Origin of the sequence: Nocardiopsis sp. NRRL B-16309, from assembly GCF_001279585.1 — a bacterium.
GTDB lineage: Bacteria > Actinomycetota > Actinomycetes > Streptosporangiales > Streptosporangiaceae > Nocardiopsis.
The window spans coordinates 96,981-122,105 of sequence record NZ_LGEC01000065.1; the positions used below are offsets into that span (position 1 = coordinate 96,981).

The 25,125-nt window shown below is 72.0% G+C and carries 21 protein-coding genes; 6 read left to right on the forward strand and 15 right to left on the reverse strand.

The window, feature by feature from the left end; all coding sequences use genetic code 11:
- Positions 1-66 precede the first annotated feature (66 nt).
- From ADL05_RS29580 to ADL05_RS10215, 7 genes are all read right to left on the reverse strand, one after another.
- Positions 67-1,275 (reverse strand): zeta toxin family protein, encoded by a 1,209-nt coding sequence (locus tag ADL05_RS29580; protein WP_082376255.1) that lies wholly within the window; start codon positions 1,273-1,275, stop codon positions 67-69.
- Between the two features lies 1 nt (position 1,276).
- The gene (locus tag ADL05_RS10190) at positions 1,277-1,558 is read right to left on the reverse strand and encodes a hypothetical protein (RefSeq protein WP_156365795.1); all 282 of its coding nucleotides are present in this window, start codon (positions 1,556-1,558) and stop codon (positions 1,277-1,279) included.
- Positions 1,559-1,711: 153 nt separating this feature from the next.
- Complete coding sequence (locus ADL05_RS10195; protein ID WP_156365796.1) at positions 1,712-2,059, reverse strand: hypothetical protein; 348 nt, start codon at positions 2,057-2,059, stop codon at positions 1,712-1,714.
- A gap of 239 nt (positions 2,060-2,298) precedes the next feature.
- Entirely contained in the window at positions 2,299-2,565 is a 267-nt protein-coding gene (locus tag ADL05_RS10200; RefSeq protein WP_053616641.1) for a hypothetical protein, read from the reverse strand.
- Between the two features lie 70 nt (positions 2,566-2,635).
- Complete coding sequence (locus ADL05_RS10205) at positions 2,636-3,865, reverse strand: zeta toxin family protein (RefSeq protein WP_053616642.1); 1,230 nt, start codon at positions 3,863-3,865, stop codon at positions 2,636-2,638.
- On the reverse strand, positions 3,862-4,197 hold the full coding sequence (locus tag ADL05_RS10210) for a hypothetical protein (protein ID WP_231640687.1): 336 nt from the start codon (positions 4,195-4,197) through the stop codon (positions 3,862-3,864). The genes ADL05_RS10205 and ADL05_RS10210 overlap by 4 nt, the downstream gene beginning before the upstream one ends.
- A gap of 246 nt (positions 4,198-4,443) precedes the next feature.
- Positions 4,444-5,508: a hypothetical protein gene (locus ADL05_RS10215; protein WP_053616644.1), complete on the reverse strand. Its 1,065-nt coding sequence runs from the start codon at positions 5,506-5,508 to the stop codon at positions 4,444-4,446.
- Between the two features lie 88 nt (positions 5,509-5,596).
- On the opposite strand from ADL05_RS10215, the gene ADL05_RS10220 reads away from it, so the two are divergent.
- On the forward strand, positions 5,597-6,331 hold the full coding sequence (locus ADL05_RS10220) for a 3-keto-5-aminohexanoate cleavage protein (protein WP_053616645.1): 735 nt from the start codon (positions 5,597-5,599) through the stop codon (positions 6,329-6,331).
- 306 nt (positions 6,332-6,637) lie between these two features.
- Here ADL05_RS10220 and thpR read toward each other — a convergent pair whose 3' ends face one another.
- The 3 genes from thpR to ADL05_RS10235 form a co-directional block, all read right to left on the reverse strand.
- On the reverse strand, positions 6,638-7,225 hold the full coding sequence (gene thpR / locus ADL05_RS10225; protein WP_053616646.1) for an RNA 2',3'-cyclic phosphodiesterase: 588 nt from the start codon (positions 7,223-7,225) through the stop codon (positions 6,638-6,640).
- A gap of 53 nt (positions 7,226-7,278) precedes the next feature.
- Entirely contained in the window at positions 7,279-8,736 is a 1,458-nt protein-coding gene (locus tag ADL05_RS10230; protein ID WP_231640699.1) for an MFS transporter, read from the reverse strand.
- A gap of 174 nt (positions 8,737-8,910) precedes the next feature.
- Positions 8,911-10,314, reverse strand: a complete 1,404-nt coding sequence (locus ADL05_RS10235) for an NCS2 family permease (protein WP_156365808.1) — start codon at positions 10,312-10,314, stop codon at positions 8,911-8,913.
- 231 nt (positions 10,315-10,545) lie between these two features.
- Here ADL05_RS10235 and ADL05_RS10240 point away from each other — a divergent pair, with 231 nt between their 5' ends.
- Positions 10,546-10,806 (forward strand): DUF2530 domain-containing protein, encoded by a 261-nt coding sequence (locus ADL05_RS10240; protein WP_053616648.1) that lies wholly within the window; start codon positions 10,546-10,548, stop codon positions 10,804-10,806.
- 207 nt (positions 10,807-11,013) lie between these two features.
- Positions 11,014-12,510 (forward strand): methyltransferase, encoded by a 1,497-nt coding sequence (locus ADL05_RS10245; RefSeq protein ID WP_053616649.1) that lies wholly within the window; start codon positions 11,014-11,016, stop codon positions 12,508-12,510.
- A gap of 218 nt (positions 12,511-12,728) precedes the next feature.
- Here ADL05_RS10245 and ADL05_RS10250 read toward each other — a convergent pair whose 3' ends face one another.
- From ADL05_RS10250 to ADL05_RS10260, 3 genes are all read right to left on the reverse strand, one after another.
- Positions 12,729-13,154, reverse strand: a complete 426-nt coding sequence (locus ADL05_RS10250; RefSeq protein WP_053616650.1) for a hypothetical protein — start codon at positions 13,152-13,154, stop codon at positions 12,729-12,731.
- Between the two features lie 344 nt (positions 13,155-13,498).
- Positions 13,499-16,705, reverse strand: coding sequence for a sacsin N-terminal ATP-binding-like domain-containing protein (locus ADL05_RS10255; RefSeq protein WP_053616651.1), 3,207 nt, complete (start codon positions 16,703-16,705; stop codon positions 13,499-13,501).
- A gap of 151 nt (positions 16,706-16,856) precedes the next feature.
- A complete protein-coding gene (locus ADL05_RS10260) occupies positions 16,857-17,612 on the reverse strand; it encodes a DUF3027 domain-containing protein (RefSeq protein ID WP_053616652.1) in 756 nt (251 codons plus the stop codon).
- Positions 17,613-17,889: 277 nt separating this feature from the next.
- Between ADL05_RS10260 and ADL05_RS10265 the strand changes: the two genes are divergently transcribed.
- Complete coding sequence (locus ADL05_RS10265; protein WP_231640688.1) at positions 17,890-19,233, forward strand: FAD-binding oxidoreductase; 1,344 nt, start codon at positions 17,890-17,892, stop codon at positions 19,231-19,233.
- A 246-nt stretch (positions 19,234-19,479) separates the two neighbouring features.
- The gene (locus ADL05_RS10270) at positions 19,480-20,364 is read left to right on the forward strand and encodes a sigma-70 family RNA polymerase sigma factor (protein WP_053616654.1); all 885 of its coding nucleotides are present in this window, start codon (positions 19,480-19,482) and stop codon (positions 20,362-20,364) included.
- A 208-nt stretch (positions 20,365-20,572) separates the two neighbouring features.
- Here the strand turns inward: ADL05_RS10270 and ADL05_RS10275 are convergent, their stop codons facing one another.
- Together ADL05_RS10275 and ADL05_RS10280 are read right to left on the reverse strand one after the other, a co-directional pair.
- Entirely contained in the window at positions 20,573-20,956 is a 384-nt protein-coding gene (locus ADL05_RS10275; protein WP_053616655.1) for a cold-shock protein, read from the reverse strand.
- 555 nt (positions 20,957-21,511) lie between these two features.
- The gene (locus ADL05_RS10280; protein WP_053616656.1) at positions 21,512-22,276 is read right to left on the reverse strand and encodes a hypothetical protein; all 765 of its coding nucleotides are present in this window, start codon (positions 22,274-22,276) and stop codon (positions 21,512-21,514) included.
- 165 nt (positions 22,277-22,441) lie between these two features.
- On the opposite strand from ADL05_RS10280, the gene ADL05_RS10285 reads away from it, so the two are divergent.
- A complete protein-coding gene (locus ADL05_RS10285; protein WP_053616657.1) occupies positions 22,442-24,898 on the forward strand; it encodes a helicase-associated domain-containing protein in 2,457 nt (818 codons plus the stop codon).
- Positions 24,899-25,125 lie beyond the last annotated feature (227 nt).

A 25,125-nucleotide genomic window follows, 5' to 3' on the forward strand; every position in this document is an offset into this window, starting at 1 on the left:
GGGCCTCTGGCTGGGCCGGCTGCTGCTGCGAGAGCACCTTGTCCGCCTCCGCGTGTGGCCACACCACTACAGCTCCAGATCAGGACCCTCCTGTGGCCCACGATTCCGTCGACCACCGTCAAGCGAGGGCGTGATGGTGCCCTGTACGCCCGGGGGAACAGCACTCTGCGCGAAGCGCCGGACCGTCTTGGGGGCTTTCATCGCCTCCATATAGCGCGTGCGTTCTGCCGGCGTGGCGGAGAAGTACCCCTCCGGACTCGATGGCAGGTCAGCGTTGTCCACACCGCGCCCGCCCGCCATGAAAACCGCCTTCCGCACTTTCTGGTACCACGTGTGCTTGGCAAGCTGATTCTCCTGGCCCGCATAGGCCACCGCGGCCATCCGGTCCGCATCGGCATGCAGGGCAAGGAATGAGGGAGCGGTTTCGGAGTTCAACTCACGTCTAGTAACGATCTTCTTAGAAAGTTCGCTGTAGGAGGCGAGCCAAGCTTCCGCTTCCCTTTTTCCGAACGGAAATTCTCCGTCCCCCCTGTTCAGCCTCAATGCTTCTGCCGAACGCGCCGCACCAATCAGCCTCCCATCAAGCCCACGGGTGTTCTCATAGAGCGAGTCACCTTGGCGGTTAGTCACCAGCACCCTATGAACAGAAGGACTCTTCTCCAGAGCTGACACGGTTTCGGGTATATTTTTATAAATCCTGTCATGGGCATCCGTCGGATTCCACCGACCCTTGCCTGGGGCTGAATTAAGATACCGGCCTACCAAGTCCAGGCGACTCTGGGCCTCCGGCGTTGCCAGCGCAACGACCTCGACTTTGTACCCACCGTGTGAAACTCCCTCACCGCCCTCTTCCACATCCCTCGGCTCCGCGAATTTCTCGGCGAATGAACGTGGCCCCTGAGAACCCGAGAACGTTCCTTCGACAACCACAGAGATACCTTGACAATAAGCGTAGTCACGGCACATCCTCGCCCATTCCTGCATGGCCTGAGAGGTTGCCTGTACCATTTTATCAGGACATTCTGTCATGATTTCTTTATATTTTGGATGCTGCGATCTAAAGCTGTCAGGATCGATCTCGACAATTCCGGGGTTCTGCTCTCTAATTTTCTTCAGAGCAGTCGATTTTCCAGCAGCCAGCTGTCCGCCCAAGAGAATAATTACTGGCTTCCCGCCGGCTGCCTTGCTACCCTCGAATACGGATTCCCGGATGACATCATCGAATACCTCCCTGAGCTCCTCATCCTTGACCTTGAACCTTTCCTGAACCTCCATCTCAGTCCTGAGCCAAGCGCTCGATCAGCTGTTCCATTCGCAGGATCTCAGCGATCATCGTCTCCCGGTCGGTTGGATCGACAGCACGCTGGTTCCGCCGGACCGATAGTATGGCCTCCTTCGCGGAGCTCTTCTCCTCAGCAGTGGCAGCGTTGTGGAAACGATGGGCATATTCCCCGGCCAGGTTATTGGCGACGTCCAGGAATACCTCGTGGACCACCGTCAGGTTGGTGTTGGGTCCGAAACGATCGCCAGCGGTTCCCTCGGGTACGGGTTCGGTCACGGTCGGCCTCAGTTCTGGTTGTTGTGTACGACTGCTGTCTGAGATGCCCGCAAGGGGTGCTCGGTTCGTGTCCGGGGCACATCGGTCAGCTCCTGCGGGCCGGCAGGACGGTACCGACGATGATCAGGGGCCGCAACGGGGTCCCACGACGGATCAGGACCCCTCGCCGAGAGCTTCCAGGACCTGTTCGACCGGAGGCAAGGACAGCCGCTTGCGCAGCGCCTCGGCCTCATCCTCGGGGACGACCCTGCGATCCGAGATCGGGTCGGTGAACCGGCCCTCCTCCCAGCCGAGGGGGATGGTGGTGAAGCTGGCCGGTCCGAAGTCCTCGTAGTAGGAGAAGGGGCCGTAGTGGGCGTACCACTCACCGGCGGTCAGGGCCTCCGGGCCGTGAAGGGTGAGGTCCTGCTGGAGGATCACGGCCAGCTCCGGCACACGAGTGACCAGGCCCGTCTCCATCGGGTTCGACTTGATCTCGGTGAGGATGTACACGTCACGCACCAGGCTCCTGCCCGTGAAGATCTGGACGAGGCCCCGTCCTTCCCCCAAGAACGTGGGGAATCCCAAAACGAAGGCCTTCATCTTGACTCCGTCCCGGGTTTCCTCATCGATGACTCTGCTGACGATCAAAGGTTCCTCCGAAGCAGTCATGTGAATTCTTGGCGTGAGGCTTCGAGGCAAGGGAGAAGGCGAATCATCGAGGAGGTCCCGACGATAGGGTTCCGCCGGTCCGCACCGCGTCATCCGACACCGCCGCTCTCCCTTCCATGGTTCGTGTCGGCACGCCGGACGAGTCGGTCGGTGTCTGTGTATGTCTCCACTGTCGTCAGGATTTTCTCCAGCCAGCGGTAGAAGGGCTCGTACTTCGCGGAAGTGCTCATCCACACCTCGGTACCGCTGTCGGACAAAGACATCCGACCCAACTCGTCCAGTCGCACCCTGGCCAGGTTCATGTTGACAAAGGTCTTCCGCAGGGCCGCTGTCAGGGCCAGGGCATCGTGCTGCATGCTGCCGGGGTGAAAGGACGAGAACCACAGGTCCAGATGGGCACGGAGAAGACCCTGCCATCCCCGGCGCTCAGAACTCGATGCCGCGGTCACCGCCATCCCGTGAGTCACTGCTCGGTCCCGGTGTACGTCCGAAGTTCGACGAGCCCGTGCCGGACGGGTGCTGTCCACGTTGAGCGATACGCGTGGCCCTGGACGGGCCGGATGCGGACTGTCCACTCTGCGCAAGACGCACGGCCCGGGAGGAACCGGATGGGACCTGTCCCCCCTGAGCGATACGCATGGCCCTGGACACCTCACCGGCCTTGGCGGGTTCCGGTGCCGCGGCCGCATCCTGGAACTGTTCCTGGAGCGCCGTACCGATCGATCTGCTAGGCCCTGGGGCCGCTGCCGGAATACCGTTGCGGCGCAGTTCCCGGTGATCCTGCTCCGCGTAGTCGACGGCCATCTTCACCATCTCGTCGACCGGCTCGGTACGCACTGCGGGATCCGTGCTGCGCATGTAGGCCACGGTGGCGTCGAAGCGCGCGATCTCCTCAGGGGTGGGGGTCCTGTTGCGCTCCTCGATGATCGCCTCGCGGGCCCCGAGGCCGTTCCGCATGGACCCGTCCGGGTTGCGGTGGTTCTCGTAGAGGACGACACCGTCACGGTTGGTCACGTAGATGTGGTCGACCTCGCCCGTGGATTCCAACTCGTGGGCGATGCGGGGGTTGTTGCCGTAGGCCGCATCGTGCGAGTGGGGGCCGACCCACCGCCCGTACTCCTTCGACGGGTCGTCACGGCCCTTCTGGTAGCGGTGCGCGATACCGAGCGCGCTGTTCGACTCGTGGGTCGCGACGAACACCGCGGTCGTCTCGTAGCCCCGGTCGCGGAATCCGTTGAGCCAGTAGTCGGCGTGCTCCTGCCCCACGAGGGGGTGGCTGGCGACCACGTCGTACTTCGGGCCGCCCGTGTCACCGCGAAGGTGGCCGAGCAGCTCCTCCTGGAGATCGGGAGGCAGCTTCTGCTCGACGTTCGAATGGCCCGCCAGGCCGCCGTTTCGCATGATCTCGTCGTGCCGCGGGTGGATTTTGGCGTTGTCATCGCCATCGTAGGTCGCGACCGATGCATCGCCGAGGGCCCGGATCACCGCCTGCTGGGTCGTCGTCTTCCCCGTGCCCGGCTGACCCGCGAGGATGACGAACTGCGGTCTCTTGTTCTTCGAGCGCTCAGGAACATCATCGGGAATGAGTTCTTCAATGCGTTCGTTCTTGAGCTGCTCGATAAGAGCGGCATCCTGAGGGTCACTGGAGTAGCTCACACCTTGCCCCGCTTCTCCTTCTCACGAAGACGGCGGATGAGCTCCGGGTATTCAGCGACGATTGGCTTCGCCACCTCGACCTCCATCCACTTCATGGACTTCAGAAGGGCCGTGTGTCGCTTTTTTTCATTCTCGAATTTTTCCTTCTGCCCAGGATCCTCTTCCGCGAAGGCCAGTTTCAGATAGAGGTCCCTCACCAGCCTAATATAGGATTCCGCCTTTTCCTTCAGGTCCAGGTACTCCATCAGATCCATACCCGGAGGTACGGGCAGGAGACCGTGGGGAGCCGGACCACCCTGCTCACCCTTGTTCTCACTGTTCAGGGGACTCATCTCCTCGGGCGTTGAACAACGCGATTATACCATCCGGCCTTGCGACTCCCAGGCCCTGCCCGAGGAGGTGGAACTCGGCGATCTCAGCTCGAATCCAAACCACTTGATCGGCGACGGATGCTCAATTCATCCACGACGTCGAATGCACGAACACCGATCTTATCCGGCCTGTTCGGCCAGCTCATCACAGAGATGGCATTCACGTTGTCCGCCATTGTGGTGTGGACCAGCAGGAGTCGACCGGACTCAGCCGCGGCGGGCGAGCACGATGATGCCGGCGATGAGCAGGGCCGCGACGCCCGCGCCGCCCAGGATGAACGGGAGGGCACCGCCCTCGCGGTCGTCGGCGGCCCCGGCGCCGGCTTCGTCGTCGGCGGACGCGCTCTCCTCGGGGGTCTCGGCGGGCACCTCGCTCAGGTACTCGTCGGCCAGCGGCACCGACCACACCGGGGCGCTCTCCCCCTCGGTCCCGGCCATGAGCGCGGTGCCGTCGGGCGTGAAGGAGATCGCCTCGCCCTGGTCCGACTCGGGCAGGTCGAAGGAGCCCAGCGCCGACCCCGGCACACCGTCGGTGGAGTCGTAGATCGTCACACCCCAGTAGGTGCGGATCGCGTAGCGGGTGCCGTCGGGGTGGAAGGCCGCGTCGGTGGCGAAGAGCGGCGCCGAGTCCACGCGCTCCAGCACGTTCTCCGCGTCCGGGTCCAGGGTCTCCGGGGCCGCGTACAGACCTCCGGCGAACTCCTTGGACACCACGTACAGGCGCCCGTCGCGCGGGTCGATCATCATGGCCTCGGCGTCGCGGCCGCCGTCGGCGTAGGTGAAGGTGAACACCTGCGGCTCGATGAGCGCGTCCGCCAGGGGCTCGGGTTCGGCGAAGCGGAACACCCGCACACTGGGCCAGCTCCCACCGAAGTTGTCACCGATGTCGGCGACGTACACCGACGACCGGCCGTCGGGGCCCTCCGCGACGGCGACCGCCTCCCAGTCGCGCAGCTCCACCGCCAGCGAGACGGTGGCCAGGGTCTCGCCGTCCTGGTTCACCGCGTAGACGTCGGGCAGGAAGTCGCCGCTGTCGTTGTGGGTCCACCACACGCCGTCGTGCACCGCTGAGGGGGCGAGGCCGCTCGACTCCGCGATCCGGGGGTCCCGGAAGGTGAAGGCGACCTCCGAGCCCTCCGGCCCCTCGCCCCCGCGGGGGTAGTCGAGGCCACCGGTGCCGGAGTCGTCGGGTTCGGCCGTCTGGGCGGCGGCGGGAACCGGTGCGAGGGCGACGATCAGGGCGGCCACGGCCGGCACGAGCGGTCTTGTCATGCCCGCCATCCTGCCAGGGGTCGCCACGGGTGGCTTGCAGCCGGGCGCTAACGGGCACATGTCGCATACAGGGCCGTGAGGAGGACCCATGAGGATCGAAGCCTGCCTGAACGGAGACCGCCGCCCCGGCGCGCACCCCGCCCTGCCCGTCTCCGTGGACCAGGTGGTGGCGGACGCGCACGCGGTGGCCGCGGTCGGCGCGACCTCGATCCACCTGCACCCGCGCGACCCCAGTGGCGCGGAGTCTCTGGAACCGCAGGTCGTGGCGCCCCTGATGGAGGGCCTGCGCGACGACGGGCCCGCGGTGCCGGTGTCCCTCACCACGTCGCTGTCGGCGGAGTCGGACCCGTGGCGGCGCTACGACCTGGTGCAGAGGTGGGCGTCGTCGGCGCTTCCGGACTCGGTGACGGTCAACCTGCACGAGGCCGGCTCGATCGACCTCGTGCACCTGCTGAACGACCGCCGCGTCGCGGTGGAGGCCGGGGTGTGGACGGTGGAGGCGGCCCGGATCCTCATCGCCACGAAGATCGAGGTGAGCGCGGTGCTGGTGGAGCCCACGCAGGTGGCGGTGGAGGACGCGCGGCGCAACGCGGACGCGATCCTGTCCCTGCTCGACCGCGCGGGGATCGGCGCGCCCCGGCTGCTGCACGGGGCGGACGCGACCACCTGGCCGATGCTGGAGGAGGCGATCGAGGCGGGGTACGACATCCGTGTCGGGCTGGAGGACACCCTGCGCCTGCCCGACGGGGACGAGGCGCACGACAACGCGGCCCTGGTCGCGCACGCCGTGAGCCTGGCGGGCGCCGCCCACCGCGTGGGCTGAGGCACCGGCGCCCGATCCGGCGGGCCCGGGCGAGACGGGCATGGTCGGCGCTGGTCGGGACGGGAGCGGGCCGGTCCGCCAGCTCCGGGCGGATCCGGTCGAGGAAGATCCAGGCGAGGAAGGCCAGGGCGAAGGAGGTCCTGTCGAGGGAGGTCCGGGCGAGGGAGGTCCGGGCGAGGGAGGTCCGGGCGGGGCCGACGCGGTCGGCGGATCAGCTCAGGAACGCGCCCAGGACGACGATGAGCATGATGGAACCCAGCACCACCGGCAGCAGCCAGCGCTGCTTGCGGTTGTTGGTGAGCATGCTCATGACGTGCTCCGCTCAGGAGATCGGGGATCGGGTTCCCACCCTAACGTCCAGGTCCGAACGGTTCGGTAGGGGTCGTCCGCTCCGGGGCGGCTCTCCACCAGGTGCACCTCGCGCGCGGACCACGGACGCGTGCGCAGGAGGCCGAGGGCGTGGACGGTGTCGGCCAGGTCGCGCGGGCGGCGGCTGCGCGCGACGGTGACGTGCGGCACGTAGGGCCGGGTGTCCACGGGAATCCCGACCGAGCGCGCCGCCGCGCGCAGCCCCAGTGCGAGCGAGTCCAGGGCGCCGGTGTTGCCGGTGACCCCCGCCCACAGGACGGAGGAGCGCACCCGGTCTCGTGGGAAGCGTCCCCAGCCGCGCACCGCGATCTCGAAGGGGGCGTGTGCCCCGGCCTCCGCGCCCAGGGCGGCGGACAGCTCCGCCAGGTCCTCCCCGTCCACCTCGCCGAGGAAGACCAGGGTGATGTGCCAGTCGCCGGGCCGGGACCAGCGCAGGCCGGGCGTGTGCCGCCGACCCCTGCCGACCGCCGCGCGCAGGGCGTCCAGGGTCTCCTCCGGCGGTACCAGGGCCACGAACAGTCTCATTGCACCATCCTTCCCACCCGCGGGCGGGCGACCTCCCGGCCGGGGCCGGTGGTTCAGACCGGAGTCGCCGCGCCCCGGGAGGAGGTGTCGCTGGTGTCGCGCCGGCCGTCGTCCGGGCCGGTGTCGTCGGTCCCGGGCCCGCCACCCGCGCCATCGGATCCCGCGGTACCGGAAGCAGGGGTGCGGGAGCCAGCGGCCACGGCGGCACCGGCACCGGCACTGGCACTGGCACCGGCACCGGCACCGCCGTCAACGTCGGCCGTGGCTTCTCCGCGCCACCGCCCGGGCAGCAGGGCACGCCAGCGGACGTCCATGGCCCGCATGAGCAGCACCGAGAGCACGGACACCACGACGACGGTCACCGCGCCGCCGGTCACCAGGCTGGCCCGCGGGCCGAAGGCGTCGGCCAGGAGTCCGACCACGGGCGCCCCGATCGGGGCCACGCCCATGAACACCAGCAGGAACATGCTCATCACCCGACCCCGCATCCGGGAGTCCACGGTGAGCTGGAAGGTCGCGTTGAGCGTGGTCACGTACGTCATGAAGAGCACGCCCATGGGCACCAGGACGAGCACGAACGCCAGGTAGCCCGGCATGAGTCCGGCCACCACCTGGGCCACGCCGAAGCCCATCGATCCGATGAGCACCAGCCGCACCCGGGGCCGGTCGCGCCGGGCGGCCAGCAGCGCCCCGACCAGCGCGCCGACCGCCAGCGCGGCCGCGGCGGTGCCGAAGGCGGCGGCTCCGGACTCGAACACGTTGTTGACCATCAGCGCGATCTGGTTCTGCCCGTTGGCACCGAAGAACTGCACGCTCGCGGCCAGGACCAGCAGCAGCACGAGGTCGCGCCGCCCCGTGACGTAGCGCAGGCCCTCGCGGATCTGGCCCTTGCCCTTGGGGACCGGTTCGGGGGTGCGCAGGTCCGCGGTCCGGATCATCAGCAGCGCGACGATCGTGAAGGCGAACGAGAACCCGTTGACGACGAACACGGGACCGCTGCCGATCCAGGCGATCAGCAGGCCGGCGATCGCGGGCCCGGTCACCCGGCCCAGCTGGAAGCTGGCGCTGTTGAGCGCGATGGCGTTGCTCAGGTGCTCCCGGCCGACCATCTCCGGGACGAACGCCTGCCGCCCGGGGTTGTCCAGCACCGTGATCATGCCGAGGGCGAAGGCGAAGACGTACACGTGCCACACCTCGGCGGCACCGGCCGTGGCCAGCACGCCCAGCCCCACGGCGAGCAGGCCCATGGCGCCCTGCGTGAAGATCAGCAGCCGGCGCTTGTCGAGCCGGTCGACCAGCGCGCCACCCCACAGTCCGAACAGCAGCAGCGGCAGGAACTGGAGCGCGGTCGTCATGCCCAGCGCGATGCCGCTGCCGTGGCTCAGCTGCAGGACGAGCCAGTCCTGGGCGATGCGCTGCATCCACGTTCCGGGGTTGGAGAGCAGCTGCCCGAGCGCGTAGAGCCGGTAGTTGCGCACGGCCAGGGAACGGAACATCGGAACACGCATCAGTCGCCCACCGCCCCGGCGGGTTCGGGCAGGCGCCTCGGCCATGTTCGCTTATAGGCATGAAGGAGACACGGAGTGTATTGGAGGCACAAAGGTAAACGGCGTTGACTCATCAATCGGGTCAACGCCGTTCACCGGGGCCCGCATTCCCGGCGAGGCGGGAATCACGGAGTACGGTCAGCCGATGAGCGCGTAGATCGGCGCCTCGGCGAAGTGGATCAGGAACACCAGCGAGATCAGCCACAGCAGCGGGTGGACCTGGCGGCCCTGGCCCTGCACCGTGCGGACGAAGGTGTAGGTGAGCAGGCCGAAGCCGATGCCGTTCGCGATCGAGTAGGTGAACGGCATCATGATGATCGCCATGAAGGCGCCCAGTCCGATGGCCGGGTCCTTGAAGTCGATGCTGGTGACCTGCGTCATCATCATGAAGCCCACGATCACCAGCACCGGGGTGGCGGCCTCGAACGGCACCAGCGACACCAGCGGGGTGAACAGGGTGGCGACGAGCATCAGCGCGCCGGTGACGATCGGCGCGATGCCCGTGCGGGCGCCCTCGCCGACACCGGCGGCGGACTCGGCGTAGACCGTGTTGACGGACGCGGAGCCCACACCGCCCAGCAGGGTGCCGACGGCGTCGGCGGCCAGCACCTCGCGGGTGTTGGCCATGTTGCCGTGCTCGTCGGCCAGTCCGGCCTGGTGGGCCACACCGACCATGGTGCCCATGGTGTCGAAGAAGTCGGCCAGCAGCAGCGTGAAGACGAGCATCACGACGGTGGCGAAGCCGATGTCGGACCACCGGGCGATGACGTTGAAGCCGCCGTCGGCGAACAGGCCGATGACGCTGAAGTCCGGCGCGGCGACGAACTCGTCGGCGCTGGTGGGCAGGCTCGGCACGGTCAGGCCCCATCCGAGGGCGTCGCCGCCGTCGCCGAGGGCGGTCTCGATCACGATCGCGAGGACCGTGGCGATGACGATGCCGATGAGCAGGGCGCCGCGCACCTTGCGCACGTAGAGCGCGATGCTGATGAGCAGGCCGATGACGAAGACGAGGATGGGCCAGCCGTTCAGGCCGCCGTTGCCGAGCTGGACCGGGGTGCCCTCGCCCGCCTGCACGAACCCGGCGTTGACCAGGCCGATGAGGGCGAGGAACAGGCCCACGCCGACCGCGATGCCGGTCTTGATGCCGGCGGGGATGGCCGCGAAGACCGCGGTACGGAACCCGGTGAGGACGAGGACGAGCAGCAGCAGGCCCTCGACGATCACCAGGAGGAACACGTCGGCCCAGGGCATGAGCGGGGCGAGTCCGTAGGCGATCACCGCGTTGAGGCCCATGCCCGCCGCGATGGCGAACGGGTAGCGGCTGACGATGCCCATGATGATGCAGGAGATGGCCGCGACGAGCGCGGTGACGGCGGCGATCTGGGGGATGCCCAGTGTCTGGCCGTTGACGTCCTCGGCGGTACCGATGATCAACGGGTTGAGCACCACGATGTAGGCCATCGCGAAGAAGGTCGCCAGGCCGCCGCGGATCTCGGTGGCGACGGTCGATCCGCGTTCGGACACGCGGAAGAAGCGGTCCATGGGGTTGGCTGGGGCGCCGGCGGTGCCGGTGGGGGATGTATTCGGTGCGTTCACGTCGTCAGCCTGACCTGGTCGTGTTAAGGGACAACAAGGATTCTGCGCCAGATTAGTTGCAGGTTTGTACAACCAGTGCCACCAGAGTCACGTGTGTTTCAGAGGAATCACCATGTCTCCGGCTGATCCGGTGATCGGATGTGAGCAACACATCGTTCCAGCGGATAGCCTTGACCCGTGCGTAAGCCCCGCCGGCCCGACCCGGACGTCCACGAGAGCGACTACCGCGTACCCGCCGCCCTCGGCACCCTCGCGTGGACGGTCGCGCTCGTCGTCCTCCTCGCCATGGGGGACGGCCTGCCCGAGTCCGAGCGGTGGTGGATCGGTGTCTGTGTCACCGGGATCGCGCTCGGGGTCTTCGGATTCCTCTACATCCCGCGGCTCCTGCGCGGCCGCGCCGCGGCCGAGGCCCGCCGCGACGCCGAGCGCACGCGCTGACCGGACGCCCCGGTGGTCCGGCTGCGCCCGGCCACGCGCCGCGGGGCACCGCCACCGCTGATGCCGCCACCGCCGCCCGATCTCGCTAGGCACCGTCACCCCTGATGCCGCCACCGCCGCCTGATCTCGCGGGGCACCGCCACCGCTGATGCCGCCACCGCCGCCCGATGTCGCGGGGCACCGCCACCCCTGCCTGATAATGGGCACGTGTCTGAGACTGATTTCCCCCGCGGCCTGGCCGAACGCCTCCGAGGCATCCTCATCGACGCCGACTACACGGTGTCGGGCGTGCGCGACCGCCTGGGCGACGCCGCGGCGCGCGCCCTCGCGCGCGAGGAGCTCGTGCCCGCCCTGCGCGCCACCGGCGGGGACGAACGGCTCGGACTGCTGTTGCGCCTGTGGTGGCTGCGATCGCCCATCCCCGAACGCTCGGCGCGCACGATACTGCCCATCGAGGAGCTGGCCGAGAACGGCCTGGTGACCGTGGACGAGGGCCCCGACGGACGCACCGTCCGCGCCTTGGTGCACCTGGGCCCGTGGGAGCTGGAGGACGGCCGACCGGGGTTCGTGGTCTCCGACCCCAAGGTGCGCCCCGGTTCGGGTACCGTCCCCAGCCCCGACCACGTGGTGGGCGCGGGCGGCGCGTCCTCGACCCTGGCGCAGCTCATCGTCAACGGCCCGGCCGAGCGCGCGCTGGACCTGGGCACCGGCTGCGGCGTGCAGGCGCTGCACCTGGCCTCGCGCGCCCGCGAGATCGTGGCGACCGACCTGAACCCCCGTGCGGTGCGCCTGGCCGGCATCAGCCTGGCCCTGTCGGGCGTCACGGGAGCCGAGCTCCGCCAGGGGTCGCTGTTCGAGCCGGTCAAGGACGAGCGGTTCGACCTGATCGTGTCGAACCCGCCGTTCGTCATCACGCCGGAGGCCTCTCGCTACACCTACCGGGAGTCGGACCTGCCGGGCGACACCGTGTGCGCCGAACTGGTGCGCCAGGCGCCCGCCCACCTGACGGAGGGCGGCTGGTGCCAGATCCTGGCCAACTGGGTGCACTCCGACGGCGACGACTGGGAGGACCGGGTCGGCGGCTGGGTGACCGGCACGGGGTGCTCGGGCTGGGTCGTCCAGCGCGACGTCCAGGACCCGGCGGAGTACGTGGAGCTGTGGCTGCGCGACTCCTGCGAGCACGGCACGCCGGAGTACACGCGGCGGTACGACGCCTGGCTGGACTACTTCGAACGCGAGGGCATCAAGGGCATCGGGTTCGGCTGGATCAGCCTGCGCAACGACGTCGCCCAGGACGCCACCGTGCGGGTCGAGGAGCTCAAGCACGAGATCGAGCGGCCGGTCGGGCCGTACCTGCCCGAGGTCGTGGACGGGGCGATGACGGCGCTGCGGCTGACCGACGCCGCCCTGCTGTCGGCGCACGTGGCGCTCGCGCCCGGTGTGGTGGAGGAGCGCGTGGGGCGGCCGGGGGCGCCGGACCCGGAGAAGATCGTGCTGCGCCAGCGCGACGGCCTGCGGCGGGTGGCGCGGATCGGCACCGTGGAGGCGGCGCTGGCGAGCGTGTGCGACGGAACGATGCCGGTGGGGCCGCTGCTGGACGCGATCTCGGAGCTCATGGGCGAGGACTCGGCGGTGATCCGCGAGCGCACCCCGGACGCGCTGCGCACGCTCATCTCGGAGGGCTTCTTCCGGGTGGCCCGCTGACGCGATCCGTCGGCGGGGCCAGTTCACGGAACCGGGCCCCGCTGGAGCGGCGCGGCACGGCCGGCGCGCCCGCCCTCGCGCCGCTGGACACCCGTGGGCGGCGCCGTTCCCGCCCGCCACGCCGGGAGCGCGGTCCCGCACGCTTCTGAGGGGACCGACCGGTCACGGTCCCGTCTGCCGACGTCCCGACCGTCCCGGCCGCGTCCGAGCGGCGGGGGTCATTCGCCCGTGAAGACCACGTCTCCGACCCCGCGCTCCTGACCGCTCTCCCACAGGACGAACTCCGGCGCGGCGGAGTCGACCAGCACGTCCTCGGAGCACTCGAAGACGACCATGTGCGTCTCGCCCGGCGCGAACTCGGAGAGGTCGTCCGGGAGTTGGACCGCGCACGCGGACTCCTGTCCGTCCGGCCCGAAGGCGATGTCGGGGCGGTAGCCGGAGTAGAAGGGCGTGCTGCGTCCGCCCTCCTCGGTGGGGTGCATGGTCAGGTCGGCGGTGATCCGGTCCCCGGCGGCGTAGGCCTGTTCGGCCGGGACCTCCTCGGGGCCGCTGGTGGAACCGCCCCGTTCGGGTTCGGGGGCCGGGGAGCAGCCCCCAGCGGAGAGCGCCGAGGCGAGGACGAGGAAGGGGGCGAGGAAGCGCATGGGGATCCGTTCGACGGCACACGTGGGGACGTCCTTGGGACGCGCGGGCGCCCGTTCCCGTTCCAGGTACGCCGCATACGCCGCACGGAGGTGTGGGGTCCTCCCCTGCCCGTTCCGGGTACGCCGCAGACGCCGCACGGACGTACCGGGATCTCCCCCGCCGATTCCGGGCACGCCGCACGGACGTACCGGATTCTCCCTGCCCGTCCCAGGAGGTGTCCCCAGGGCCCCGGCCGGGCGGACTGCGCGGCGCCGCGGTGGAGCGCGGGTCGCCCACCACCGCCGTCAGGCCCGTCCCGCCCACCGCCGCCGGTCCGGGCGCTCCCGCCACCCGCGCGGTCGGATCAGTCCAGGTCGGACTCGGCCAGGAGGCGGGCGGCCGAGGACGGGTCCCGCAGGACGGCGGCCACCGCGTGGCGCCGGGACCACTGACCGGCCCGCCAGCACAGCGCCCGGGCCAGCCCCTCCGGGGTGGCCGCGTGGATCGTGCCGTCGCCCGCGTACCACTCGACCTCCACGCCGTCCACGGTGAGCGACGGGTGGTGCAGGTAGGTGCGGTCCGGCTCGTCGTCGGGCTCCAGGAAGAGCGCGGCCTCGTCGGGGACCGGGCGCAGCTGGCCGGTCGTGCCGATCTCCCCCGTCACGGCCTCCGAGGCCATGGCCAGGTCGAGCACGTCGGCGACCGCGTCGGCCGTGTCCGTGGGCGCCAGGACGAGCGGGCGGTCCTCCAGCAGCGGCAGGAGGTCCGGCGAGTCCAGCACCAGGGCGTCCTCGGCGTCGGCGACGACGATCGCGCCGCCGATCACGGCCCTGACCCGGGACGGCGGTGTGACCAGGTCGGTGTCGACCTCCGCCAGCGCCGCCCACACGCGGCGCAGCGCGGCACGGTCCACGTGCCGGTCGGGGTCGGCCATCCGGGCGAGGAGGTCGTCCGGCCCGTCGGGGTCGGCGACCAGGTCGTCCAGGGTCCTGCGCACGCCCAGCGCGCGGGCGAACTCGGGATCGACGTCGGCGGGCACCACGTCGTAGAGCCCCGCCAGGGCGGTGTCGGCGTCGGCGGTGCGCAGTTCCACCGGGGCCCGGCCGCCGACCAGGGCCCGGGTGCGCAGCCACCACGCGGTGTAGGAGGGCACGTCGGCGACGCGGCCGTCGGGCAGGACGATGCGCGCGGGCGTGGTGACGGCCTCGCGCAGCGGGCCGCGGGAGAGCATCGCCAGGGCGCGCGGCCACTGGTCGTCGGCGATGTAGTCCAGGTCCACCACGCACACGAGCTCGGGCGCGACCGGCGGCAGGTCGGGGTCGCCCACGCGCTCCAGCATCTCGTCGGCCCAGTCCTCCAGCCCGTCGGGGCCGCCCTCGCCGGCGGCGCCGTCGAACTCGTCCACGAGGTCGTCGCCCAGCGCCGCGTCGTGGGCGCGCACGACGGTCAGCTCCCACAGGGCGCCGACCGCGCGCAGGGTCTCGGTGCCGTGCCGTTCCACCAGGTCCGCGTGGACCGTGCCGAACGGCGCGTCGTCCACGAGCAGTTCGGCCAGCGGCGCGCCGGGCACGAGCAGTTCGCCGGCCACGGAGTAGCCGTCCTCGTCGTCGCGCAGGGCCAGCTCGGCCAGCCAGGGGGCGTCCGCGACGGTGGTGCCGGAGGCGGCCACCAGGTCCAGGACCGCCTCGGCGACCGGTTCGGGGTCCTCGGCGTCCAGGGAGTCGCGGACCGCCGCCTCGGTGCGCGGGTCCGCCAGGACGGCGGCCGCGCCGGCGTCGACCGCGCCCAGGCGGCGCAGCAGCGGGTGCACGGCCTCGGGGTGGACCACGCGCACGCCGAGCGCGGACAGGGCGGCGAGGGATTCGTGCGCCGAGGGCTCGGGGGCGGTGGCCCGCGCCTGCTCGGAGCGCTCCTCGGACGAGGGCGCGCCACGGGTGGACGAGTGGTCCCGGGCGTCGGCCGCGCGCTCCCAGTCGTCCGAGGGCAGGAGCAGGGAACGGGGTCCTCGCACGAGCCGCCCGTCGGCGAGCGGGACGGGCAGGGCGCCCAGTTCGTCGAGGTCGGCCCCGGCACCGCCCGCGTCCGCCAGGGCGGAGTACAGCTCGGCCCACCAGTGCGGCGGGCGGTCGGTGTCGGCGATGAGGTCGGCGAGGTCGGCCAGCCCGAGCCGGTGCACGCGCAGGGCGGCCAGCGCCGGGTGGCGGGGGCTCCAGGTCCCCGGCAGCAGCTGCGGGACGAGTTCGGCCAGGACCGCGGTCACCCCGGCCGCGCCGCCCGATCCGCCGGTGTCCAGCAGCACGGCGTCGCGGGGCGGGACGGGCGATCCCGCGGCGGTGACCAGGAAGGGCGTGTCCCGCAGGGGTTCGGCGACGCGGGCGCGGAAGGCGGCGTCGACCGCGCCGCCGCCGACCCGGGTGCCGGGCACCAGGTCCAGGGCCGCGCGCGCGTGGAATCCGCGCAGCAGGGCGCAGTAGGCGTCGGCCGCCTCCGCCAGCAGCTGGTCCGTGGCGGGTCCGGGCTGGACGGCGCGCCGGTCGCTGCCGAGCGGGAAGGTGCCGATGAGCACCGCGGGAAGGTCGAGTTCGGTGTCGGTGGGCGTGGGCGCGTGCACGACCCGGTCCACGTCGGCGGGCAGGGTCGCGAGCGCCCCGTCCTCGTCGACGGGGACGGCCCAGGTCAGCGTCCAGCCGGTCCGGCCGCGCTCCTCGGTGGGGCGGTCGGTGAGCAGGTCCGGGTCCAGGGAGCCGGAGCGGGTCAGCACGCGCCACAGGGTCGTCCGGGTGCCCTCGGCGTCGCGCAGCGTGGTGATGAGGTCGGCGTCGTCGGAGGACAGGTCCTGGCGGGTGACGACGCGTTCGGTGCCGTCCACGGCCACCTGGACCTCGGCCAGGCCGGGCAGGGCCAGAACGAGTGCCTCACCGGTGCGCTCCAGCAGCTCGCGGACGCGCTCGACGGTGGCCTCGTCGCGCAGGCGGAGCGTGACGACGGTGTCGTAGTCGTCCGTGGGGCCGTCGGCGTCGCCGGGGAACGGCAGGCGGAGCATCGGGACGTGGCCCGAGCGCCGCCGCACCTCCTCGGCGAGGTCGGCGTGGGCGGTGCCGCCGGCCAGCAGGTCGGCGACCGCGGCGCGGGCCCGCTCGGCGTCGAAGCGCACGGCCGAGCCCCCGGAACGCACGGTGACGTCGTCACTCAGGGCCGCCACGGCGGAGAAGCCCACGCCGAACCGGCCGGCCGAGCCGTGGTCGTCGCGCTTGGTCGAGGCCCGCAGGGTGGCCAGCGACTCCACGCCCTCCGCGGTCAGCGGTTCGCCCGTGTTGGCGGCGGTGAGGTCGGACCCGTCCAGGGACAGGCGCAGCCGTCCCGGCACACCGGCGCGGCGCGCCGCGTCGGCGGCGTTCTGGGCGAGTTCCACCACGACCCGGTCGCGGTAGCCGCCGAGGGCGAAGTCCTCCTCGGCGTTGGCGTCCTCGCGGAATCTCGCGGGGGCGTCGGCCCAGGCCGCGAGCACGCGTCTGCGCAGTTCGGCCGTGTTGTAGGGATCGATCCGCGAAGCGGTTACCGACTCGGCCATGGTGTCTCCTCCTGCGCTGCGGGCACGGCCCGGCATGGTGCACCCCGGACGGGAGCGAGTGCGGTAGTCACGACCCTAGCCCACCGAGGAGGCCCCACGGGGTCGGGCCCGGCCGCCCGGCGTGCCCGCGCCCGGGAGGCGGCGCGGGCGCTCAGGAGTCGGAGGAGACCAGTTCCAGTTCGGCGGTGTCGTCGAACACGATGTGGTCGTAGCCCAGCTCGTCGACGACCGGCACCGCGGGGTCGTTCTTGGACACGGGGGTGCGGACCTCGGAGTGGGCGCCGCAGCCGTGGTCGAGCGAGACGACCTTGCCGTCGTCGGGCGCGTACTCGTTGGTGCACACACCGAACATCTGCCGCAGCTCACCGGCGAGCGGGGTGAGGAAACCACACGTGGCGCAGCGGGCGGGGGCGGCCGTGGCGATCGGGCTGCGCGGCCCGGACTCGCCGTTGTACCAGCGCTCCGCGGCCTGCTCGCGACCGGTCTCGGACAGGACCTGGCGTCGGCCCAGTCCCAGTTCCCACACCATCTGCTGGTCGACGCCCTCGGCGTCCAGCTCGCTGTCGGGGACCTGCGCGTAACCGGGGATGAGGCGCTCGTCGTCCTCCTCCACCGGCAGCAGGTCGCCCACGCCGACGTCGCCGGGGCGCAGGCGCTCCTTCCACGGCACCCAGTCGGGTGCGGTGAGGGCACCCTCGCCGGGCAGCAGGACGACCTCGTTGACGGTGACGTCCTTGGCGCGCGAGGCGCGGACGACGGTGACGGCGTAGGTCCACCCGGGGTAGGCGGGGTCCAGGCAGGTGAAGTAGTGGGTGACCAGGCGCGTGTCCTCGACCTCGGGGTCCAGGGGCGCACCGACCCATTCGGGTCGCCCGACCTCGGCAGCCACCGAGCGCGCCAGGTCCACCGCGTCGATACAGGCCTTGTCCGGTGCAGGAGAACGTCGAGAAGGGCTCACGTTCCCCATTCTCACTGATCGCCGACACCGATTTGACCATAACGCGGGTCAAGGTTCGGCCGATACACCCTCTTGACGGAGTCTGGTGGCGGCCGTGCGGTGCGGCGACCGCCCTGGGATCCGGATCCGCGCGTCCGCCGTGTCACGTTCGTCCGCGCCGCCGTGTCAGAGGGGTGAGAGCGACGACGGGGGCGCGCACGGCGCCCCCACCACCGACGGAGGAACGATGACGCGGAGCATGGCGGACACGACGGCGGTCGCCGGTCTGGCGAGCGGGGTCCGGGGCCGGGTGCTCCTGCCCGGCGACGCGGGGTTCGAGGAGGCCCGGCGGCCGTGGAACCGCGCGGTCGACCAGCCGGTGGCGGCCGTGGTCGAGGCCGCCGACGCCGACGACGTGGCCGCCGTGGTGCGCCACGCGCGCCGCGAGGGGCTGTCCGTGGCCGTCCAGCCGAACGGGCACGGCCCCTCCGGGGACACCGACGGCACGATCCTGCTGCGCACCGGGCGCCTGGACGGCGTCGAGATCCACGCGGCGGAGCGGTGGGCGCGCGTGGGCGCCGGCGCCGCGTGGGGGCCGGTCCTGGCGGCGGCGGCCCCGCACGGCCTGACCGGGCCCGCGGGCAGTTCACCGCTGGTCAGTGTGGTCGGGTACACGCTCGGCGGCGGCCAGGGCTGGTTCTCTCGGCGGCACGGACTGGCGGCGGACGGGGTCCGGGCCTTCGACGTCGTGACCGCGGACGGCCGACCGGCACGCGTGAGCGCCGACTCCTGCCCGGACCTCTTCTGGGCGCTGCGCGGTGGCGGCGGCGACTTCGCGGTCGTCACCGCCGTGGAGTTCGACCTCCTGCCCGTGGCGTCCCTCTACGGCGGCCGGATGCTGTGGGCGGGCCACCGCGCGGGCGAGGTGTTCGCGGCCTTCCGCGAGCTGACCGCGACGGCCCCGCCCGAGCTGAGCCTGTGGCTGACCCGGGCCGAGTTCCCCCAGTCCCCGCCGATGGTGGCCCTGGACGCGGCCTACGCGGGTTCGGCGGCCGAGGGCGCGGCCCTGCTCGGCCGCCTCGACCGCATCGCCGATCTCATCTCCGACCAGCGCGGCGCGATGTCCCCGGCCGACCTCGGCGACATCACCGGCGACCCCACCACGCCGGGGCCCTCACTGTCCCGCACCGAGCTGCTCACGGGCCTGGACGCGGGAGTGGAGCGGGTGCTCACGACCGAACCCCTCGCCCCGGTCCTCAGCGTCCAGCTGCGGCATCTGGGCGGCGCGATGGCCGACCCCGCCACGGCCACGGGCCCGCACGGGCCGCTGACGGAGCCCTATCTCCTCTACACGGTCGGCCTCACCCCGTCGCCGGAGGCGGCCGCCGCGGTCGCCGCGCACCAGGCCGAGCTCGTACGGCGGCTCGGAGCGGCGGTGAGCGGACGCAAGCCCTTCACCTTCCTCGCGCCGGGCGAGAGCGTGCGGTCGGTGTTCCCGGAGGAGGCGCTGGCCCGGCTGCGCGGGATCAAACGCGACCGCGACCCGCGGGGCGTGATCCGCTCCAACTTCCCCGTGCTCGACGGCGTCTGATCCCCGGGCCCCCGACTCCGGCCCCGGACCCGGGGGGCTTCCGGCCAGGAGCCCAGGGCCGGAGGGCTTCCGGGCCCGAGGGCTTCCGGCTCCGGACTCCTACCCCCGGGGCTTCCGGCCCCGGAGCCGCCCCCGAGGCGCGAGCGCTTCCGGTTCCGGAGCCCGTACCCGGAGGGCGTCCGCGCCCCCGCACACCGCTGTCCGACCGCCCCGCGCACGGCGGGACACCACAAGGAAGGCTGACCGATGAGGGATCAGGACTGGCTGGCCGCTCGGTTCGACGAACACCGCTCCCACCTGCGTGCGGTGGCCCACCGGATCCTCGGGTCGGCCGCGGAGGCCGACGACGCGCTCCAGGAGGCGTGGCTGCGCGCCAGTGCGGCCGGCACCGAGGGGGTGGACAACATCGGCGGCTGGCTGACGACCGTCGTCTCCCGGGTGTGCCTCAACATGCTGCGCTCCCGGGGGACGCGGCGGGAGGAGGCCATCGACCCGCGGGAGCCGGCCGCCGACCCGGTCCTCACCCACGACGACGCCGTCGACCCCGAGCACGAGGCGCTCATGGCGGACTCGGTGGGCCTGGCCCTGCAGGTGGTGCTGGAGACCCTGACACCGGCCGAGCGCCTGGCGTTCGTCCTGCACGACATGTTCGCGGTGCCCTTCGACGAGGTCGGCCCGATCGTCGGCCGCTCCACGGCCTCGGCCCGCCAGCTCGCCAGCCGCGCGCGCCGCCGGGTGCGGGGAGCGGACGCGTCCCCCGGGGCCGACCGCGTCCGGCGCCGCCGGGTGGTCGACGCGTTCACGGCCGCCGCGCGCCACGGCGACTTCGACGCCCTGCTGACGGTGCTGGACCCCGAGGTCGTCCTGCGGGTGGACACCGGGGCGGCGCCGGTGCGCGTCTCGCGCGGCGCGACGGCCGTGGCCGAGCAGGCCGCCCGGTTCCGTGTCGGCGGGCCCGCCGCCGAGGTCCACCCGGTGCTGGTCGACGGCGCGTCCGGGCTCCTGGTCACCAAGGACGGGATCCCGTACTCCGTCATGGCCTTCTCGGTGACCGACGACCGGGTGACGGGGATCGCGATCCTCGCCGACCCGGGGCGGATTTCGCACCTGCGGCCGCCGGCGGCGGACTGAGCGCGGGCGGGGCCGGAAGCGTGCTCGACCCGGGGGGAGGGGCGGGGCCGGAACTCCTCACCCGGAAGGCAGGGCGGCCTCCTGCCCGACCCACGGGGCAGGCCCGGACCGAAACCCGCCCCGGTCCACGGGTGGCCGTGGCCGAAACCGTCCTCGCCCATGGGAGAGGCGGGGCCCGAAGCACTCCCGGCCCCGCCTCCCCCAGCGGTCAGGCCTCCAGATCGTCGGCGACCGCGCGCAGCACGGCCGCGATCTGGGCGGCCTCACGGCGTTCGGGATGCCGGCCCCGGCGGTAGCCGGTGGACAGGCCCTCCAACAGCTTGATGAGGTCCTCGGTGATGACGACCATCTCGTCGGGCTTCTTGCGCCGTGCCTTGACGACGGAGTGCTGGGTGTCGAGCAGTTTCACCTGGAGCGCCTGCGCGCCCTTGCGGCCCTCGGCCACGCCGAACTCCACCCGCTGTCCCGGGGGGAGCGAGGTGGTGCCGGGAGGAAGGGAGGAGGAGTGCACGAAGACCTCGCCGCCGTCGTCCTGCGTGAGGAATCCGAAACCCTTGTCGCCGTCGTACCACTTGACCTTGCCGGTGGGCACGTAGTGACCTCATGCTTTCACAGTAGGGAACCACGAGTTCCGTGAACGCTCTTTCTCGCGTTCCGTCATTCCCGCGGCGGCCCTTGGTTTCCATGGGTGGTCAACCAGGCTAGTGGGCGGACCGAAAGCCGTCCACGGCAATATCGCCGGTCAGCACGGGAACGAACGGAAGGCGTACGGCAGGGGCCCGGAGCCCGCCCCGGGTCCGGAGCCGGGCCCACGGGGCGAAACGCCAGAACGAGGCCCGGATGCGGCTCACCCGGACCTCGTGACGCCGTCGGCGATCCCTGTCACCGCTGGGTGCGGAGTGTGGGACGGGACTCGGCGGAGAGACGGGACCGCCGACGACGCGTGTGGCACCCGGACTGGCTGCCGGACACCCGTTCTGACGTGGCCACCTTCTCGGTGGCGGTGTAGGACCAGGACTACCCGGTTCGGCGCTCGGAAACGCCCGTTAACGGGCGGACCAGAAAAGGCTATTCCGAGCATTTAACAAATGATGACCCGCCTCGAGAAAGGGACGCCCGAGGCACGTGTCATCGCCCGCGACACGGGTCAGCCGGACGTGCGGGCCGACCGCTCCTGCGCCCGTGCCGAGCGGAGCAGGCGCGGGTACAGCAGGAACACGCTCACCAGCGAGGCCAGTCCGAGACCGATGACACCGGTCGCGGGCAGCGACTCCTGGATGTAGCGGTCGATGAACTTGGCCTCCCCCGGCCACAGCGCCATCGCGACCGCGCACCCCAGCAGCGGCAGTCCGACCCCGATCCACTTGTCCAGCGGCGTCCACACCCGGCTGAGCACGATGAGCGCCGCGGCCAGCACCCACACGAACGCCAGGTTCCATCCCCAGGGCACGGTGAGCAGCAGCAGACCCAGGGCCGCCGCCTCCGGCCCGTGGTGGCGCACCACCATGCCCAGGCCGCGCAGTCCGCCGGCCGTCCTCGCCCGCCCGCCGACGGACATCTCCGTCTGCCCCGGGCCCTCCAGCAGCGACAGCAGTCCGTGGCTGGGGCCGCCCCGCCAGGGCGGCGGCGGCCGGTCGGCGTGCCGGGGCTTGGGCGGGATCATCTCGTTGTCCTCGAGGTCCAGGTCACGACCGCCGAAGTCCCGCTCCACCAGGTCCTGCGGGGTGCCGAGGCCGAGCAGGATCCTGCGGACGGTCTCCTCGTCGCGACCGGCCGCGGCACGCCGCGCCTCGATGCGGGAGCGCACCGTCGTGACGTAGGCCGTCCGCTCCCTCGCGGACACACGACCGTGCAACACCAGGGCGACCTCGGACAGATAGTCGAGTACCAATTGTTCCGAGCGCTGGGTCATGACCCCATATTGGCCCACAATGACCTGGCTTTTAACCCCTTCTCCCCAATTCCGGTCGGTCATTCGCCGGTCGATACGGTCCGCACACGCGTGGCAGCGGAAGCCGCCCGGCCAGTACGGGGACTGGCGCGTCCCACGGTGCGGGCATCGCTTAGCGTGGACTCGATGACCGACAACGCACAGCCCGACGAGCACGAACCCGGCGCGGGGAGCCGTGGCGCCCCCGGCTCGGGCCGCCCCCCGACGTTCACCTCCTGGCTGCGCGGGCGGTCGGACGACGAGCTCGCGGCGCTGGTGTCCGCGCGGCCCGACCTCGTCCAGCCGGTCCCGGTCGACATCGGCGCGCTGGCCACCCGGGCCACCACGCGCAACCCCGTCCTGCGCGTGCTGGAGCGCCTGGACCGGTTCGGCCTCCAGGTGCTGGAGGCCGTGGTCGCCCTCGGCGACGACCGCCTGTCCGAACCGGTGGGCGTCACCACCGCCGAGCTGGCCGCCGCCCTGGGGCTCACGCCCGCGGCCGACCCGGCCGAGGACCTCCTCTCCCGCGCCCTGGACGACCTGCTCCGCCTCGCCCTGGTGTGGCCCGACCGGGGCCGGCTGCGGCCCGTCCAGGTGCTGCGCGAACTGCTGCCGCGGCCCGCGCAGCTCGGTCCGCCCCTGCGCCCGCTCCTGGCCGCCCTGCCGCACAGCACGGTCAGGCGGCTCGCCGACGACCTCGTGCCCGACAGCACGGCGGCCACGCCCGTGGAGTCGGTCGCCACGCTGCTGTCCGATCCCGCCCGCGTCGGCACCCTCGTCGACCAGGTCGGCGCCCCGGCCAGGCGGCTCCTGGACAGCCTCGCCTGGGGGCCGCCCCACGGCACGGTGACCGACGCCCGCCGCGAGATCTCGCTGGCCACGGCCTCCTCCCCGGTCGAGACGCTCCTGGCGCGCGGGCTGCTCGTGCCCACCGGCGACGACACCCTCACGCTGCCGCGCGAGGTGGCGCTGTACCTGCGTTCGGGGCTGCTGTTCCGGGAGGTCACGACCGCTCCTCCGCCGTTCGGGGGGCGGGAGAACCCCGGCACGACCGTGACCCGGGCCGCCGCCGGGCAGGCCTTCACGCTGCTGCGCGCTCTGGAGGAGCTGTTGGAGCGCTGGTCGGAGGAGCCCGCCGCGGTCCTGCGCAACGGCGGACTGGGCGTGCGCGACCTGCGCCGGGCCGCCCAGGCGATGGACACCGACGAGCAGACCGCGGCCCTGTACCTGGAGACCGCGCGCTCCGCGGGGCTGATCGCCACCGACGACCGCGTCGAGGGCGAATGGCTGCCCACCCGCGAGTACGACCTGTGGCGGGAGCGCCCGCCCGAGTGGCGCTGGCTGCGCCTGGCCAGGGCGTGGCTGGAGTCGGACCGGGTGGCGGCGCTCAACGGGTCACGCGACTCCGGCGGCCGGGTCCGCAACGTGCTGGGCCCCGGCCTGGTCCGCCCCGCCGCGCCGCAGGCCCGCCACGACGCGCTGGCCGAGCTGGGCACCGCTCCGCCGGGCTTCGCCCCCACCGAGGAGTCGCTGGCGGCACGGCTGGCCTGGCGCCGCCCGCGCCGCCAGTCGGCGCTGTACACCGAACTCGTGGGGTACGCGCTGGCCGAGGCGGCGGCCCTGGGCCTGACCGGCGGCGGCGCGCTCGCCGAGCACACGCGCCCCCTTCTGGAGGACGACGAGGAGGCGGCCGCGCGGGTGCTGTCGGCCGAGATGCCCACGCCGCTGGACTACGTGCTGGTGCAGGGCGACATGACCGCGGTGGCCCCGGGCCCCCTGGTGACCGGGCTCGCCCGCGAACTCGCCCTGATCGCGGACGTGGAGTCCACCGGCGGCGCCACCGTGTACCGGTTCACGGAGGAGTCCGTGCGCCGCGCCCTGGACGCGGGCCGAGGCATCGCCGACATCACCGATCTGCTCGAACGCCACTCCCGCACCCCCCTGCCACAGGCGTTGCGCTACCTGGTCTCCGACGTGGGGCGCCGACACGGGCGCCTGCGCGCCGGCACGGCCTCCAGCTACCTGCGGTGCGACGAGCCGTCGGTGCTGGAGGAACTGGTGAGCGACCGCCGCACGGGCGACCTGGGGCTGGTCCGCCTGGCCCCGACCGTCGTCGCCGCCGGGGTGAGCCGTGCGGCGCTGGTGGAGCGGCTGCGCCAGCTGGGGTACCACCCGGTGCCCGAGAGCGGCGACGGGTCCATGCGGCTGAGCCGACCGGAGGTGCGCCGCGCCGAACCGACGGACGTGCCCGCGCCAAGCGGTCCGGGGGCGTCCGGGGAGCTGTCCCGCGCGGCGGTGAAGGCGATGCGCGCGGGGGACGAGGCGTCCACCATCGCCCGCCGCCCGGTGCCGCTGCCGGAGGACGGGCCGCCCGGCTCCCGCACGGCGGCGGTCCTGGAGGCGCTCACCCGCGCGGCCAAGGAGGGGCGCCGGGTCTGGATCGGGTACACGGACACCGACGGACGCCAGGTGAGCCGGATCGTGGAGCCGTCTGGCGTCGACGGCGGGTTCCTGACCGGCTACGACGCCACCCGCGACGCAGTGCACCGGTTCGCCGCCCACCGCATCAGCGCCATCGCCGAGCTGGAGAACACCCCCGACTGACGCCCGAGCCGCGCCGGGGCCGCCGAAGGCGACCCATGGAGGCTCCGGACTCCGACACGACGTGCCCCTCCGGAGCGGTGGCGGGCGACGGGCAGAAAGAGAAGCCGCCACAGGCGACCCATGGAGGCTCCCGACTCCGACACGACGTGCCCCTCCGGAGCGGTGGCGGGCGACGGGCAGAAAGAGAAGCCGCCGCAGGCGTCCCATGAGGGAAGGCTCCGGACTCC

Bases quoted from the DNA above. Each gene is read 5' to 3' on its own strand.
- ADL05_RS10210 (WP_231640687.1), bottom strand. From the start codon at position 4,197: ATGAGTCCCCTGAACAGTGAGAACAAGGGTGAGCAGGGTGGTCCGGCT.
- ADL05_RS10250 (WP_053616650.1), bottom strand. From the start codon at position 13,154: ATGCGCTTCCTCGCCCCCTTCCTCGTCCTCGCCTCGGCGCTCTCCGCT.
- ADL05_RS10285 (WP_053616657.1), top strand. From the start codon at position 22,442: ATGACCGACAACGCACAGCCCGACGAGCACGAACCCGGCGCGGGGAGC.
- ADL05_RS10270 (WP_053616654.1), top strand. From the start codon at position 19,480: ATGAGGGATCAGGACTGGCTGGCCGCTCGGTTCGACGAACACCGCTCC.
- ADL05_RS10280 (WP_053616656.1), bottom strand. From the start codon at position 22,276: ATGACCCAGCGCTCGGAACAATTGGTACTCGACTATCTGTCCGAGGTC.
- ADL05_RS10215 (WP_053616644.1), bottom strand. From the start codon at position 5,508: ATGACAAGACCGCTCGTGCCGGCCGTGGCCGCCCTGATCGTCGCCCTC.
- ADL05_RS10265 (WP_231640688.1), top strand. From the start codon at position 17,890: ATGACGCGGAGCATGGCGGACACGACGGCGGTCGCCGGTCTGGCGAGC.
- ADL05_RS10200 (WP_053616641.1), bottom strand. From the start codon at position 2,565: ATGCAGCACGATGCCCTGGCCCTGACAGCGGCCCTGCGGAAGACCTTT.
- thpR (WP_053616646.1), bottom strand. From the start codon at position 7,225: ATGAGACTGTTCGTGGCCCTGGTACCGCCGGAGGAGACCCTGGACGCC.
- ADL05_RS29580 (WP_082376255.1), bottom strand. From the start codon at position 1,275: ATGGAGGTTCAGGAAAGGTTCAAGGTCAAGGATGAGGAGCTCAGGGAG.
- ADL05_RS10235 (WP_156365808.1), bottom strand. From the start codon at position 10,314: ATGGACCGCTTCTTCCGCGTGTCCGAACGCGGATCGACCGTCGCCACC.
- ADL05_RS10255 (WP_053616651.1), bottom strand. From the start codon at position 16,705: ATGGCCGAGTCGGTAACCGCTTCGCGGATCGATCCCTACAACACGGCC.
- ADL05_RS10220 (WP_053616645.1), top strand. From the start codon at position 5,597: ATGAGGATCGAAGCCTGCCTGAACGGAGACCGCCGCCCCGGCGCGCAC.